The organism is Amycolatopsis sp. NPDC088138 (assembly GCF_044741685.1).
In the GTDB taxonomy this organism is placed as follows: domain Bacteria; phylum Actinomycetota; class Actinomycetes; order Mycobacteriales; family Pseudonocardiaceae; genus Amycolatopsis.
The window spans coordinates 823,392-837,833 of sequence record NZ_JBIUTB010000004.1 but is presented as its reverse complement, the minus strand read 5'-3'; the positions used below and the strand labels follow the sequence as shown (position 1 = coordinate 837,833).

The following is a 14,442-nucleotide window of genomic DNA, read 5'->3' as shown; positions in this document are numbered from 1 at the left end:
CGCCAACGGCGGATTCCGGCCGCCGGCGTCGTCGAACCACCGGAACCCGGCCTCGGCGACCCGGAACCGTCGGTGGTCACCGGTAGCGTGGAAAACGGGGCCTGCTCAGGTGCCGGACGACACCGTCGGGATGTCCGCCGGCGGGCCCGGCAGGTCCGCGTCACGCCCCGAGCGCAGCAGTTCGCCCCAGCGCGCGCGGTCGTAGCGGGCCGGCGGGGTGCTCGTCAGGAACTCGCGCAGGATCTCCAGGAACCGCTTCGGGTCCGAGCGGTGCGGGAAGTGGCCGGCGCCCTCGAAGAGCACCAGCTTGCTGCCCGGCATCGCGCGGTGGGCGCGCAGGGCGTGGCCGCTCGGCACGACGACGTCGTCGGTGCCCCACGCCAGCAGCGTCGGGATTCCCTCGGTCAGGTAACAGCGGTCGAGCATGTTGACCACCTGGCCGCGCCAGTCGACGACCGAGCGGAGCGTCCGCAGGAACGCCGTCCGGCTGCCCGGCTCGAGGAGCCGGACGTAGCGCGTCAGCACGTAGTCGAGGTCCGGGCCGAGCCCGAGGCCCTCGGAAACCCGCAGCAGCTCGGCGATCCCGCGCATCGCGGCCAGCGCCGGGCGGGTGCCCAGCAGCGGCATCACCAGTCCCGCACCCGGGGCGGCCGCCAGGCGCAGCAGCGGGTGCACACTCGCCCCGACCCCACCGGAACCGACCAGCACCAGGCGCTCGCAGCGTTCCGGGAACTGGTACGCGAACTGCATCGCGACGCCACCGCCGAGTGAATGCCCGACCACCGTCACCCGGTCGACGTCCACTGTGGTCAGCAGGTCCCGCATGCCGCACGCGTAGGCGGCGACGGAGTAGTCGGCGCGCGGCTTGGCCGACGCGCCGTGGCCGAGCAGGTCCGGCGCGATCACCGTGTAGTCGCCGGACAGCGAAGCCAGCAGGTCCAGCCAGGTCGACGAGTCGTCGCCGATGCCGTGCAGGAACAGCACGGCGGGACCGCGCCCGGCCATCCGGTAGGCGCGCTCGTACCCGTGGACCACCCGTGTGCGCGGAGCGAACGTGTCCGCCCCGATCCCCGTCAATGCCGGCACGTACCCAGCTCACCACGGGCGCGTTCGCTGGACGTTTCCGGCACGTTCGGATCGGGTGAACGCCAGGAGCAGCCCCGACCTCCGCTCCTGGCGTCCGTTCCCCCCTACTTCGTCGGCGTCGTTGTCGGTGACACCGTCGGTGTCCCCGTGGGTGACGGCGTCGACGAAGGAGCACTGGGTGAAGGCGGTGCCGTCACCTTCGGGATCGCCGCGCTGAACGGCACGTTCGGGTCTTCGCGGCAGGCGGAGCGGTAACCGTTGTAACCGTCGAAGTTGCCCTGGTCGTCGGTGACGCCCTGCTGGATCCGCGGCCGCGGGAACCGGTTGTCCGACCCGATCTTCTCCTTGGTGCCGGACGAGCGCTCGCAGCCGTAGCGGGTCAGCGTGATCGGCCTGCCCTCTTCGTCGTAGAGGTAGACCTCGGTCAGCGGCTTGCCCTCGGCGTCGAAGGCGTAGACGTTGTCGATCGACTGGCCGCCGTAGGTCAGCTGGTCGGTGCCGTACTGATCGGACGACGACGGGTAGTACGACGACGCGCTCTGGTAGGAGCTGCGGTTCGAGACGAGGTCGACCGCGGCACCGAACCCGCCGAGCGCCCCGCCGATGACGAACGCCGATACCGGCACGGCCACCCACAGCAGCCGCCGGTCGGCGCCCACCCGCGGCCCGGCCCACACCGCCGCGACGCCCGCGACGAGCAGGAACGGCAGCAGCAGCACGGCTTCCCGGCGCCGCAGCATGAGCAGCACCCCGAAGGTGAGCAGGGCCAGCGCGCACAGCACCCACCACGCCGGCTTCAGCGAACCGAGGTAGCCGAGGAACTTTCCGCCGTCCTCCTGCTCGCGGAGCTTGTTCAGCGTGCCGCGCAGCCGCGTCATCTCCGGCAGCGCCAGCACCCGCTCGACGCCGCCGCGGAGCAGCAGTACCAAGCTGATCACGAACACCGGCGCGACCACCAGGACGCCGAGCAGCCCGTCGGGGTCGACGCTGACGGCGCCGACGAAGGCGGACAGCGCGATCCCCACCGCGCTGATCACCAGGCCCCACAACGCGATCCGCGGCTTCAGCAGGCTCGGCGACGACGGCGCCGCGGCCGGCACCGCGGTCGCCCCCTCCCCCGCCGGCGGGTAGCCACCCGAAGCCCGCAGCTCGGCCGCGTAGCTCTCGGGTGTGCCGAGCCGTTCGATGAGGGCCTCGACCCGGGCGCCCTCCCCCAGTTCGCCCTCAAGCTCCGCCAAGTGCGGGCGGACGTCCTCGAGGATCTCTTCGATCTCGCTCGCGGGCAGGTCGGCGAGCGCGGTCCGGACCCGCGCCAGATACACCCGCACGGCGGTCGGCTTGTCGCTCATGCTGCCTCTCCCAAAAGCACGTTCATCGTCGAAGCGAAGCTGTGCCAGGTCTTGCCCGACTCCGCCAGGCGGAGCCGGCCCGGCTCGTTCAGGCTGTAGTACTTGCGGTGCGGTCCCTCTTCACTGGGCACCACGTACGAGGTGAGCAGGCCGGCTTTGTAGAGCCTGCGCAACGTCCCGTACACCGACGCGTCCCCGACCTCTTCCAGGCCCGATGCCCTGAGTCTTCGCAGGACGTCGTACCCGTAGCCGTCTTCCTCGCGGAGCACCGCGAGCACGGCCAGATCGAGCACCCCTTTGAGCAGCTGACTGATCTCCACTGCACCCTCCAGTCGTACGCTTAGGAAGGTACCACGCATTGCGCAGTAGTGCGCACGGCGGAGGGCCGTCCGGCGGGTCGTCGCGGGATCACCCGGGGTCGACGGGCCGTTCGAAGAAGGACTCGAGCACGACGATCGTCTGCGTCCCGGTGACGCCGTCGATCGTGAACAGCCGCCGCAGCGCCGCCTGCAGCTCCTCCGTCGACGCCGTGCGCACCTTCACCAGCAGCGACGCCGGACCCGCGACGACGTGCGCTTCGATGACCTCGGGCAGCGCTTCGAGCGCGGCCTTCACCGGGCTGTCCCCCATCCAGGCGTTGGCCTCGACGAGCACGAACGCCGCGACCCCGCGCCCGACGGCGACCGGGTCGACCTCCACGGTGGTCCGCCGGATCACGCCCTGCTCGCGCAGCTTGCGCACGCGCTCGTGGGCCGCGCCGGCCGAGAGCCCGACCGCCCGGCCGAGCGCGGTGTACACCTGCCCCGCGTCCCGCTGGAGTTCCGCCAGCAACATCCGATCCACGTCATCCACTGCTTGACCGTATCAGGTTCGGTGTAGCATGATCGACGCAGGATGATATTTTGATCCGGGAGGTGTTCGGTGGATCTGGTCAAGGCGGACTTCGAGGTGCTCGACGAGCGCTTCGCCCGCGTCAACGGCGACGAGTGGATGCAGCGCCTGCACACCGGCTGCCGCTGGACCGAAGGGCCCGCGTACTTCCCGGCCGGGCGCTACCTGGTGTTCAGCGACATCCCGAACAACCGGACCCTGCGCTGGGACGAGACCACCGGCCAGGTCGGGGTGTTCCGGCAGCCGTCGGACTACGCGAACGGGCACACGGTCGACCGGCGAGGCCGCCTGATCAGCTGCGAACAAGGACCCCGACGGGTGACACGCACCGAGCACGACGGGTCGATCACCGTGCTCGCTTCGTTGTACCAAGGAAAGAAGCTCAACAGCCCCAACGATGTCGTCGAACACTCGGACGGGTCAATCTGGTTCACCGACCCGAGTTACGGCATCGACAGCGACTACGAGGGGTACCGCGCGGAAAGCGAGATCGGCGCGTGCCACGTCTACCGCGTCGACCCACTGGACGGCGAGGTCCGCATCGTCGCCGACGACTTCTCCCGCCCGAACGGCCTCGCCTTCTCGGCCGACGAGTCAGTGTTGTACATCGCCGACACGCGCCAGGATCCCAGCCACCTCAGGGTGTTCAACGTCCGTGAGGGCGGAACCCTCACCGGCGGCGAGATCTTCGCAACGTCCGACGCCGGCGGTTTCGACGGAGTCCGCGTCGACAACGAGGGCAACGTCTGGGCAGCAGCCCACGACGGCCTGCACTGCTTCGCCCCGGACGGCACCCGCATCGGCAAGCTCCGGATGCCGGAGATCTGCTCGAACTTCACCTTCGGCGGCGCAAGGAGGAACGAGCTGTTCATCACGGCGTCGAGTTCGCTGTACACCCTGCGGGTCACGGTGAACGGGGCTCGCTACCCGTGAGGGTCAGGTTACGGACGCCGGAGTCGTGAAGGTGCCCCTCACGACTTCGGATCCGAGCGCGTCGAGCACCTTGGTTCAGCTCGACGCCGAGCCCGCTGCACATGCTGCGAGTCACAGCGAACGGTGCTCGCTACCCCTTGAAGGGTACGTCACGAGCGCTGGTCGAGCGCCTGGGTTCAGCGCGACGCCGAGCCCGGCACACGCTGCAGCCACAGCGAACGGGGCTCGCTAACCGTGAAGGGCACGTCAGAGCGCCGGAAGTCGTGAAGGTGCCCCTCACGACTCTGGCCGGGCTCGTCGAGCGCCTGGTTCAGCCGCCTGCCTTGCGCGGCTTCGATTTCGGGCTCGCCGAATCGCCTGCCCAGCAACGAACCCGCGCGGCTTCGGACCCGAGCGAGCCGAGTGCCCGGTTCGGCAGCGTGCCCGCACGGCTTCGGTTCCGGGCCAGTCGAGCGCCCGGTCCAACGCGCTGCACCGCGCCCGGCAGCCGTGAGGGGCACCCTCAGGGACAACAGAGCCATGAGGGTGCCCCTCACGACTTCCGACCAGCGCTAGTCGAGCGCCTGGTTCAGCAGTGTGCCGCGGCGCCAGGCGCGGCTGACCCGGACCAGCCAGGCCGCCTCGGCCGAGACGTCGGCGTCGGCGTCCGCCAGGGGTTCCGGTGTGTCTTCGGCTGGGGTGAAGCGGCGGCCCGCGCGTTCCGCTTTGATCGCCGCCGCCAGGGTGATCGCCTCCACCGTCGCCGCTACTTCGGCTTCGGGGACTCCCGCGCGTCGGGCCTCCGCCGCCGCGCGGGCCGGGAGGCCGGGGTCGAAGTGGGCGCGCAGGGCCAGGTGACCGTCGCGGATCTCGATCACCCGGCGGTACAGCGCGAACTCGGGTCCGGCCGCCAGCCCGCGGCCCGGGTCGAGCGCGATGCCCGGCACCGCCGCGCGCAACGCCGCCCACAGCGGCTCGATGCGGCGGTACGCCCGGTAGGCGCGCACGCGGCCGAGCACCGACGAGACCGCCGGCGACCACGCGCTGAGCGTCGCCCCCGCCGCGATCAACCCGACGGTCACCGCCGCGAGCACCGACGACACCAGGTCTTCGCGGGCCTCGATCCGGGACGTCTGCGCCAGCCTGCGGACGTCGTCGACCCCCCACAGCGTCCACACGAACGCCGCGCTCACGCCGATCACCAGCAGCCACAGCCCGGCGCGCAGCGGGCCGGGCTCAGCGTGCCGCGCGCCGCGGGCGAACACCGAGCTGAGCAGGCCGAGGCTGACCAGGCCGTAGACCAGGAACAGGATCTTGTCGGCGAGTGCGAACGGCAGCCCGCCGTCCGGGAACACCGTGTCGTCGCCGACCCGCTCCGGCGAGGACAGCGCGTAGGACGCCGCGAGCAGCACCATCGTCGCGCCGGTGAACACCGCGTGCGGGACGAGCCGGGCGCCGTCGCCTCGCCACATCGCCTGGCTGAAGGCGACCGCGAAGGCGATCGCGCCCAGCTTCAGCTCTTCCCCCACCAGCGGCGCGGCCCACGCGAACACCGGGCCCGGGCCGGCCAGGACTTCCACCGCCGGGGTCAGCACGACGATGCCGACGGCGATGCAGATGCCGAACCCGGCGAGGAACCACATGGTGCGCACCGGCTGGCTGTGGCGCGATTCGATCAGCTTGTACCCGAACCCGGCGCACCCCAGCAGGCACAAGTGGTAGGTGAGGGTCTCGATCACGGCGCGCGGCGGCGGGACCGGCCGCCGAACAGCGAGTCGAAGCGCCGCAGGTCTTCGGGGACGTCGGGCGCCGGCTCCTCGGGCCGGACGATCCGCTGCGCGAGCAGGGTGGCCACCAGCTCGGCCTCGCGTTCCTCGACCTCGGTGTAGGTGGTGCGGCCCAGGACCCGGCGGACCAGCTCGGGCGAGAGGTTGGGCATCAGCTGGCGTCCGGCGGCGGCGTCGATGGCCACGCCGTCGGGGCCGCCGTCGGGCCCCGTGTGCCCGCACACCAGGTGCCCGACCTCGTGCAGCAGGATGTGCCGCCGGTGCAGGGCGGTCGTGTTGGTCGGGTAGAGGATGTAGTCCGCGCGTTCGGTGCTCATGAGCAGCCCGCACGGCGCGCCGTCGGGCGCGCTGACCGGCATCAGCTCGATCGGACGGCCGCGCTGGGCGGCGAGGGCCGCGACGAACGCCTCGGGATCGAACGGCTCCGGCAGGCTGACGGTGCCGGCGACCTCACGGGCCCGCTGCCACAAGGCACGGCCCGGTCCCCGCGCGGAGAGCCGCCGCAGAGATCGTCGCTCCGCCACGTCAGCCCTCCTTCTCCACGCCACAGCGGCCGGTTCGTTCCCGGCAGCGACCGCGCAAGCCCGCCTCGGGGCCCGGTGCCGAACTCGGTTTTCGTCCGCACCGCCATGCCGACCCCGCGAACCTACCGCGACGACGGCCGCCACGGGACCACCCCGCCGGTAATTACCGGCGCAGAGTCCTCGGCGCCCGGGTTCCCGCTGGGCCAGCCGCCTTTTCTCACGACCGCCACGGCCGGACCACGCAGCCGGGCCGACTGGAGTCGGCAACCGGCGAGCCGACTGGGTCGACGACCTCGCAGCAGCACATGAGTCGACGAGTTCACCGCAGCGTGTCCCGGCCACCGCGGCGGCCGACCTCATCACTACCGCAGCAAGATCACCGGGCCGACTGGTCAATATCGGCAACCACGCGACAAACAGGACCCCGCGGCACGCGAACCGCCCGCCGGGGCGGCCGACCTCATCACTACCGCGACAGGATCACCGGGCCGCCTGACAGTGTCAGCGACCACGCAACAAACAGGAACCCGCGGCGCGCGAACCGGCCGCCGGAGCGGCCGACTTCGTCACCACCGCCGGCGAGCCACCCGGGCAAGCCAACTGGGTCAAGACCTCGTGACAGCACGCTAACCGGCAACCTCACGACAAGCGCGATCCAGCCGCCGGGGTCAGCTGTCCTTCTTCGGGCCCCCTCGGCCGGCTTCCCGGCGGGCGATGGCGTCGATCATGTCGCTGATCGTGTCCAGGCCGTCGGCCGACAGCGTCACCGCTCGCAGCGCCAGGTCGCGGACGCCCGCGTCGCGCAGGGCTCCCAGCAGGGCCAGCTCTTCGGCGATCTTGCGGCTCTGCTCGTCGTCGAAGAAATAGGCCGGCGGGACTCCGAAGAACTGGGCCAAAGCCTCCAAGTGCCGCTTGGTCGGGTTCGTGCGCCGCCCTGTGCGGAGTTGCCACAGGTAGGTCGTCGAGAAGCTCTCGCCGGTTGCCTCACGGCAGGCCGTCGCGACCTCCTCGTTGCTGTACGGCTCCCGATCGGCCCTGCGGACCACGTGGAACAGCTGGTCGATCTTGTCGGCCAGCGTCGACTTGCCGGGCTCCTTGACCACGTTGCACTCCCTCAGCTACCAGGCGTATTCATCCTAGCTGAAAGGCGAACACCTGTTATCAACGCGAGTTCGCTCTCGGCCGTGGCTGGCACCGCGGGCACGAGAACGACGACCGGTTCATGAACGGCTCGCGCCGGATCGGCGAGCCGCAGCGGTGGCACGGCAGGCCCTCCTGGCCGTACGCGTCGAGCGAACGGTCGAAGTACCCCGACTGCCCGTTGACGTTGACATACAGCGCGTCGAACGACGTGCCGCCCTGGCCCAGGGCCGCGTTCATCACGTCCGACGCCGCGGACAGCAGCTCCCGGCCCTTCGCGAGGGTGAGCTTCTCGGTCGGCCTCGCCCAGTGCAGCTTCGCGCGCCACAGCGCTTCGTCTGCGTAGATGTTGCCGATGCCCGAGACCAGCGTCTGGTCGAGCAGGGCGCGCTTGATCTCGGTGCGGCGGGACCGCAACGCGCGAACGGCCGTGTCGAGGTCGAACGCCGGGTCCATCGGGTCACGCGCGATGTGCGCGATCGAGCCGGGCAGCAGCACGCGCTCGCCGATGTCGGTCAGGTCGTCCAGGACCAGGCCGCCGAACGTCCGTTGGTCGACGAAACGCAGCTCCGGCCCGTCGTCGTCGAAGCGCAGCCGGACGCGCAGGTGCTTCTCGTCCGGCGCGTCTTCGGGCTGGACGAGCATCTGCCCGCTCATCCCGAGGTGGGCGACGACGGCTTCCTTGTCGGACAGCTCCAGCCACAGGTACTTGCCCCGCCGCCGCGCGGCTTCGACGCGGGCACCGGTGAGCCGCTGGGTGAAGTCGCCGGCCCCCAGCACGTGCCGCCGGATCGCTCGCGGGTGCAGGACCTCGGCCTCGCGCACGGTCCGGCCGGCGACGTGCGCCTGCAGGCCCACGCGGACGACTTCGACCTCGGGAAGTTCGGGCATACGGCCATTGTGCCCCGGGGGTACGACACTTCCCGGAGAGGCGGCGCGAAAAGGAAAATCCGCCTGTCTCCCGGAGGATTCGTGGCGGACGGCCACGAACGCCTCTGGGCTACAGGCGGATCAGGAGGACGCGAACGTCAGGCGTCCTCTTCCTCAGACTTCTCGGCTTCCTTCTCGGCTTCGATTTCGGCCGACAGCGAGCGCCAGGCCGTCTCGGCGGCCTTCTGCTCGGCTTCCTTCTTCGTCGAACCCGAACCGGTGCCGAGCGGGCGGCCGCCGATGAGGACCGTGGCCGTGAACTCCTTGCGGTGGTCCGGACCGGTGTCCTCGACGCGGTACTCGGGCACGCCGAGACCGGCCGACGCCGTCAGCTCCTGCAGGCTCGTCTTCCAGTCGAGCCCGGCACCGCGCAGCGGCGCCTCGGCGAGAAGACCGTCGAAGAGGTGGTGCACGAGCTTGCGGGCGATCTCGATGCCGTGCGCGAGGTAGACGGCACCGATGACCGCTTCCAGGCCGTCGGCGAGGATGCTCGCCTTGTCCCGGCCGCCGGTGAGCTCTTCGCCCTTGCCCAGCAACAGGTGCGCCCCGAGCCCGCCCTCGCCGAGCCCGCGGGCCACCCTCGCCAGCGCGTGCATGTTGACGACACTGGCGCGGAGCTTCGCGAGCTGACCTTCGGGCAGGTCCGGGTGCGTGGTGTAGAGGTGATCGGTGACGACCAGGCCGAGCACGGCGTCACCGAGGAACTCCAGCCGCTCGTTCGGCGGCAGACCACCGTTTTCGTACGCGTACGAACGGTGGGTCAGCGACAGCTCGAGCAACTCGGAGTCGAGTACGACCCCGAGCGCTTCGAGCAACGGCGCCGGATCGGCTGGTGGTCCCCCGGGCGTCTTGCCCCCCATGTCGGCTACCCGATCAGGCGGGCTCGACGACCTGGCGGCCGTTGTGCTGGCCGCACGTCGGGCACGCGATGTGCTGGAGCTTCGGCTGCTTGCAGGCGCGGTTGGAGCAGGGCACCAGCTGAACCGGAGCCGCCTTCCACTGGCTGCGGCGGGCGCGCGTGTTGGATCGCGACATCTTCCGCTTCGGGACGGCCACGAGTAGATCTCCTTAAGACGGTCTGCTCGCGGTGCGAGCGAACTTTCCTCACCGGCGAGCTGGACGCTCGTCAGGCTTGCTCTTGCTCAGCGGGGTCCTGCGCAGGCTTTTCGCCCGCATTCTCGTCGAAGCGCTCGACCAGTGCGGCCCACCGAGGGTCTATCTTCTCATGCCCGTGTCCGGGCTCGAGATCGGCCCACTTGACGCCGCAGTCGATGCAGAGCCCGGCGCAGTCTTCGGTGCACAGCGGCGCCAGCGGCAGGGCGAGCACGACGGCGTCGCGGACGGTCGGCTCGAGGTCGATCCGGTCGTCGACCAGCCGCGGGATCTCGTCCTCGTCCGTGGTTTCCTCGGTGGCCGAGCCCGGGTAGGCGAACAGCTCCTGGACCTCGACCTCGACCTCCTCGGTCAGCGGGTCGAGGCAGCGCGCGCAGTTGCCCTTCGTGGTCGCCGTGGCCGTGCCGCTGACCCACACGCCCTCGACGACGGATTCGAGGAGCAGGTCGAGCTTGAGTTCGGAACCGGCGGCGATGGTGATGACGTCGGGGACGCCAAGCGGCGTCTCCACCGGCACAGTGCGCTGAAGAGGGCGGCTGAGGCCGGCGTGACGGCCGAGCTCACGGGTGTCGATCACCCACGGGCTGCGGTCGTCGAGCTGGGGGGTCTTGTTCTCGGACATCCCGTCCAGAGTACGCACGGGGTGCCACCCCTTTCGAGCTGGCACCCACGCACGTCACACGGCCTCTGAGAGGCTCGTCACACCTGGTAGTCGTAGAGGGTCGGGCGGCCGCCGCTGTTCGGCAGGTTCGCCGGGGAACGCAGGTGGTTGCGGCCCGAGTCGACCGTGCGCAGCGTCGTCGCCAGCAGCTCCGAGAACTCGGCCAGCTTGCCGTCCACGTAGGCGTCGCAGTCGCCGCGCTGGCGGTCCGCTTCCGCGTGGGCCTCGTCGACGATGCGGGCCGATTCGGCGTGCGCCGCCTGGACGACCTCCGTCTGCGCGACCAGCCGGGACTGCTCGAGGCGGCCGTCTTCGATCGCGCGGTCGTAGGCGTCGCGGCCGGCCTGGATCATCCGCTCCGACTCGCCGCGGGAGCGGTCGGTGAGGTTCTGGTACTCGGCCTGGCCCGCCGCGACCGTGCGGTCGGCCTGGTCGTGGGCGTCGGCGAGCATCTGCTCGGCGCGGGCCCGCGCGTCGGCCAGGATGCGCTCGGCCTCGTCGGTGGCCTCGGCGATCGCCCGCTCGGCGTCGGAGTTCGCCCCCGCGACCGTCTCCCCCGCCTCCTTGCGGGCGGCGTGGATCAGGTCGTCGCGCTTGTCCAGCACGTCCTGGGCGTCGTCGACCTCCGCGGGGAACGCGTCGCGGACGTCGTCCAGAAGTTCGAGGACGTCGCCGCGGGGCACCACGCAGCTGGACGTCATCGGGACGCCGCGCGCCTCCTCGACGATGGTGACGAGCTCGTCGAGCGCCTCGAAAACCCGGTACACGGCAACTCCAATCCCCTGTCGCTGGGACCAGTCTGCCCTCATCCGGCGCCGAAGCGGTGAAGGCGCACGGCACCGGGCGTGTCCGTGTCCTACGGCAGGGTGAACGCCGGATCGGTGATCACCTTCGTGAGCTGCTCGCGGGTCAGCTGGACCGAGTCGGTGACGCCGGGAGCGCTGTCGCCGGCGTCGGTGATCGTCACCACCGAGCCGTCCGGCCGGTCCAGGACGCCGTTGAAACCACGCAGCCCGCCCGCCTCCTCGAACTCGGTGATCGCCAGGAGCGCGCCGTCCGGCAGCTCGTCGCAGGACCTCCGCGCGCAGACCCGGCCGAGCGGGGCGACGTCCGGCGCCGCCCGGCCGCCGCGGACGGTGAGCTGGAAGGTGCCCGGGCGCCCGGCGGCGTCGACGAAGGTGGCCGTCGCGCTCATCCGGTCCGGGCCGACGGAGTCGGCGGCCGACGCACCCACGCTCAGGCTCCGCAGACCGGGGAACAGCCGCGTGACGGCGTCGGTCAGCCCCTGGCGGACCCGCGCCTGCTCGGCGGGCGACGGCGGCGAGGGTGGCGCCGCGGGGGGCACCGGGGCCGGCGTCGCCGGGACGAACACCGCCACGGCCGCGACCACCGCGCCCACGGCCAGCGTCCCGGTGATGCCCGCGGTCCGCCGCCGGGTCCGCTTCGCCGCGCGGTCGGCCACCTCGTCCGGGTCGAACCCGAGCGGCGGCTCCACGAGGTCCACCTCGCGCAGGCGGGTCTCGATGTCGGTCATCAGGCGCTCCTCTCCGCGGCGTGCTCGAGGACTCCACGCAGGGTCTCGAGCCCGCGCGAGGCCTGGCTGCGGACGGTTCCTTCCGAGCAGCGCAGCACGGCCGCGACCTCGGCGACCGGCAGGTCGGCGCAGTAGCGGAGCACGACGGCGGCGCGCTGCTTCGCGGGAACCTCGGCGAGGGCACGCAGGAGGGGATCCGAGATGCCGGTCTCGAGGGTGGAGGAGGGCTGGTCCGGCACCACGCCGTCCCGGCGTTCGCGGCGGCGCCACGGCCGGCGCTGCTCGTCGAGCCAGCAGCGCAGCAGGACCCGGCGGGCGTAGTTGTCGACGGGCCCGCGGCGGGTGATCTTCGGCCAGACCCGGTGGAGCTTGAGGAGCGTGTTCTGGACGAGGTCCTCGGCCAGGTGCCAGTCACCGCACAGGAGGTACGCCGTGCGCCGGAGCGCCAGTGCCCGCGCCCGGGCGAACTCCCGGAAGTCCGCGTCGTCCCCAGCACGCATCCGTGCCTCCCTCGTCCGTGTTCCGGTGTACCTCACGGACGAGGGAGCACGGCGCGTTGCACGCGGGTCAGGAATTCAGGTTGATCGCTTTGAAGGTGACGTAGTGGTCGGGCGTGTAGGCCAGCTCGCCGGCCTTGCCGGAGATCACGCGGTCGTTCGTGCCGACGTTGAAGAGCTTGTAGTAGCCGGAAGCGCAGGCCGGGAGGACGCCTTCGCGGTTCTCGTAGGTGGTGCCCGTGGACGCGCCGCCGCGGACGTTGTCCACGACGGTCTTCGCGGCGGCCGAGAGCTGCGAGTAGCCGATCTTCGCCAGGCCGGACAGGTCGCCGCACTGCTTCGTCGGCGTGCCGCCGCCGTTGACGTCGACGACCTGGAAGGTGGCGTAGTGGTCGCCGGTGTAGAAGTACTCGCCGCCGCTGCCGGTCACGATGCGGCGCGTGCCGCGGTTGCTCGCGCCGGGGGTCGGCACCGTGTACTCGTGGTAGTAGCTCGTCGCGCAGGACGGCAGGATGCCTTCGCGGTTGTCGAAGACGACGCCGTCGTTCTGCGGGTAGGGGAACGGCCCGCCCTTCTGGATCAGGTTGTAGGTCGTCGTGGCCTCGGCGGGCAGCGACGAGAGCGCCTTGTGGGTGAACCCGGAGAGGTCGCCGCACTGGTTCTGCGCCGCGACGGCCGGTGCGCCGGTGACCGCCTCGGCGGCGGTGACCCCCATGGACAGCGTGGCCAGGAGCGCGAAAAGGACCGCGACCAGGCGAGATCGGTAGTTGGTCATTTTCGGACCGTAACCCGATCGAGTGATCGTCAGAAGACGGAAAGATGAACTCCCGCGACGCGGGCGCCAAGTCCCGACGTTCGTAGGGGGCCGATGGAGGGGAACCGGGCGCGCGGGGGTCCCTTGTGGAGCGCGGTCAGCGCCCGAGCTTGGGGAACTTCGACGCGAGCCGCTCGTAGACGATCGGCGGGACCAGGTTCTCGACGTCGCCGCCGAGGGCCGCGACCTCCTTGACCAGCGAGCTCGACACGAACCCGTACGCCGGGTTGTTCGCCATCAGCAGCGTCTCGACGCCGGTGAGCTCGCGGTTCATCTGCGCCATCTGCAGCTCGTAGTCGAAGTCGCTGACCGAGCGCAGGCCCTTGGCGATCGCCGCGATGCCGTTTTCGCGGCAGTAGTCGACCAGCAGGCCTTCCCACGAGTCGATGCGCACGTTCGGCTGCTTCGCGGTGATCTCGCGCAGCATCTCCAGGCGCTCTTCGAGCTCGAAGAGGCCCTTCTTGCTCTTGTTGACCCCCACCGCGACGACGACCTCGTCGAACAGCTGGGCCGCCCGCTCGATGATGTCGAGGTGCCCGTTGGTGGCCGGATCGTAGGAACCGGGACAGACCGCACGCCGCATGGCGCGGACGCTACCGTGCCCGCGCGCTCCACGCGGGGTGGTTCACACCACAGCCGCGAATTCCGCCCAGTGGACCGCCGTGTCGCCGTACTTCTTCACGCGTGAGGGCTCGAAGCCGGCAGGCCAGTCCGGGGCGCCGTCACGCGCGGCGCGTTCGACGACGACCAGCGCGCTCTCCCCCAGCCAGCCGCCGGCGGCGAGCGCCGCGAGCACCTGGCCGAGCGCGGCCGAGTCCACGGCGTAGGGCGGGTCGGCGAGCACGAGGCCGTACGGCCGCGGCGCGGGCGCGGCGACGACCACCTCGACCTGGCCGGCCCGGACCGTGCCACCCAGGCCCAGTGCCGCGACGTTGCCGCGCAGGACGTCGACGGCGCGCCGGTCGGCTTCGACGAACAGGGCGTCGGCGGCGCCGCGGGAAAGGGCCTCGAGGCCGAGCGCGCCGGAGCCCGCGTAGAGGTCGAGGACGTGCGCGCCGTCCAGCTCGCCGGCCGTCTCCAGTGCGTTGAACAGGGCCTCCCGCACGCGTTCCGACGTCGGGCGGGTGCCCTTCGGCGGCACCTTCAGCCGCCGCCCGCCCGCCGTCCCGGCCACGATCCTGGTCACCCCCTGATTGTGCGGGGA

General features: G+C 71.2%; 18 protein-coding genes. 1 reads left to right on the top strand and 17 read right to left on the bottom strand.

What is annotated here, in order from left to right; genetic code table 11:
• Positions 1-105: 105 nt before the first annotated feature.
• The 4 genes from ACIOD2_RS24625 to ACIOD2_RS24610 all read right to left on the bottom strand — a co-directional run bounded on the left by ACIOD2_RS24625 (position 106) and on the right by ACIOD2_RS24610 (position 3,287).
• A complete protein-coding gene (locus tag ACIOD2_RS24625; protein WP_400543232.1) occupies positions 106-1,005 on the bottom strand; it encodes an alpha/beta fold hydrolase in 900 nt (299 codons plus the stop codon).
• Positions 1,006-1,190: 185 nt separating this feature from the next.
• Complete coding sequence (locus ACIOD2_RS24620; RefSeq protein ID WP_400542203.1) at positions 1,191-2,435, bottom strand: DUF1700 domain-containing protein; 1,245 nt, start codon at positions 2,433-2,435, stop codon at positions 1,191-1,193.
• Entirely contained in the window at positions 2,432-2,755 is a 324-nt protein-coding gene (locus ACIOD2_RS24615) for a PadR family transcriptional regulator (RefSeq protein WP_323331770.1), read from the bottom strand. Before ACIOD2_RS24615 ends, ACIOD2_RS24620 begins: the two co-directional genes overlap by 4 nt.
• Before the next feature lie 88 nt (positions 2,756-2,843).
• A complete protein-coding gene (locus ACIOD2_RS24610) occupies positions 2,844-3,287 on the bottom strand; it encodes an Lrp/AsnC family transcriptional regulator (protein WP_400542200.1) in 444 nt (147 codons plus the stop codon).
• Positions 3,288-3,356: 69 nt separating this feature from the next.
• Between ACIOD2_RS24610 and ACIOD2_RS24605 the strand changes: the two genes are divergently transcribed.
• Positions 3,357-4,259: an SMP-30/gluconolactonase/LRE family protein gene (locus ACIOD2_RS24605; protein ID WP_400542197.1), complete on the top strand. Its 903-nt coding sequence runs from the start codon at positions 3,357-3,359 to the stop codon at positions 4,257-4,259.
• Between the two features lie 551 nt (positions 4,260-4,810).
• Here the strand turns inward: ACIOD2_RS24605 and ACIOD2_RS24600 are convergent.
• From ACIOD2_RS24600 to rsmD, 13 genes are all read right to left on the bottom strand, one after another.
• Positions 4,811-5,977, bottom strand: coding sequence for an MAB_1171c family putative transporter (locus ACIOD2_RS24600; protein ID WP_400542194.1), 1,167 nt, complete (start codon positions 5,975-5,977; stop codon positions 4,811-4,813).
• Positions 5,974-6,495 (bottom strand): hypothetical protein, encoded by a 522-nt coding sequence (locus ACIOD2_RS24595; protein ID WP_392763675.1) that lies wholly within the window; start codon positions 6,493-6,495, stop codon positions 5,974-5,976. Before ACIOD2_RS24595 ends, ACIOD2_RS24600 begins: the two co-directional genes overlap by 4 nt.
• Before the next feature lie 722 nt (positions 6,496-7,217).
• On the bottom strand, positions 7,218-7,652 hold the full coding sequence (locus ACIOD2_RS24590) for a helix-turn-helix domain-containing protein (RefSeq protein ID WP_400542191.1): 435 nt from the start codon (positions 7,650-7,652) through the stop codon (positions 7,218-7,220).
• A 58-nt stretch (positions 7,653-7,710) separates the two neighbouring features.
• On the bottom strand, positions 7,711-8,580 hold the full coding sequence (mutM, locus tag ACIOD2_RS24585) for a bifunctional DNA-formamidopyrimidine glycosylase/DNA-(apurinic or apyrimidinic site) lyase (RefSeq protein WP_400542188.1): 870 nt from the start codon (positions 8,578-8,580) through the stop codon (positions 7,711-7,713).
• 137 nt (positions 8,581-8,717) lie between these two features.
• On the bottom strand, positions 8,718-9,479 hold the full coding sequence (rnc, locus tag ACIOD2_RS24580) for a ribonuclease III (RefSeq protein ID WP_400542185.1): 762 nt from the start codon (positions 9,477-9,479) through the stop codon (positions 8,718-8,720).
• A gap of 13 nt (positions 9,480-9,492) precedes the next feature.
• Complete coding sequence (rpmF, locus tag ACIOD2_RS24575; RefSeq protein ID WP_297548837.1) at positions 9,493-9,675, bottom strand: 50S ribosomal protein L32; 183 nt, start codon at positions 9,673-9,675, stop codon at positions 9,493-9,495.
• 70 nt (positions 9,676-9,745) lie between these two features.
• On the bottom strand, positions 9,746-10,354 hold the full coding sequence (locus tag ACIOD2_RS24570; RefSeq protein ID WP_400542181.1) for a YceD family protein: 609 nt from the start codon (positions 10,352-10,354) through the stop codon (positions 9,746-9,748).
• A gap of 77 nt (positions 10,355-10,431) precedes the next feature.
• Positions 10,432-11,160 carry a DivIVA domain-containing protein gene (locus tag ACIOD2_RS24565; protein ID WP_400542178.1) on the bottom strand — a complete coding sequence of 243 codons (729 nt, stop codon included), beginning with the start codon at positions 11,158-11,160 and terminating at the stop codon, positions 10,432-10,434.
• An 89-nt stretch (positions 11,161-11,249) separates the two neighbouring features.
• Complete coding sequence (locus ACIOD2_RS24560; protein WP_400542175.1) at positions 11,250-11,927, bottom strand: hypothetical protein; 678 nt, start codon at positions 11,925-11,927, stop codon at positions 11,250-11,252.
• Positions 11,927-12,427, bottom strand: a complete 501-nt coding sequence (locus ACIOD2_RS24555) for a SigE family RNA polymerase sigma factor (protein WP_400542172.1) — start codon at positions 12,425-12,427, stop codon at positions 11,927-11,929. The genes ACIOD2_RS24560 and ACIOD2_RS24555 overlap by 1 nt, the downstream gene beginning before the upstream one ends.
• A 67-nt stretch (positions 12,428-12,494) precedes the next feature.
• Complete coding sequence (locus ACIOD2_RS24550) at positions 12,495-13,199, bottom strand: ribonuclease domain-containing protein (protein WP_400542169.1); 705 nt, start codon at positions 13,197-13,199, stop codon at positions 12,495-12,497.
• A gap of 136 nt (positions 13,200-13,335) precedes the next feature.
• Positions 13,336-13,821, bottom strand: a complete 486-nt coding sequence (coaD, locus tag ACIOD2_RS24545) for a pantetheine-phosphate adenylyltransferase (RefSeq protein ID WP_400542166.1) — start codon at positions 13,819-13,821, stop codon at positions 13,336-13,338.
• 42 nt (positions 13,822-13,863) lie between these two features.
• A complete protein-coding gene (gene rsmD, locus ACIOD2_RS24540; protein WP_400542163.1) occupies positions 13,864-14,424 on the bottom strand; it encodes a 16S rRNA (guanine(966)-N(2))-methyltransferase RsmD in 561 nt (186 codons plus the stop codon).
• Positions 14,425-14,442 lie beyond the last annotated feature (18 nt).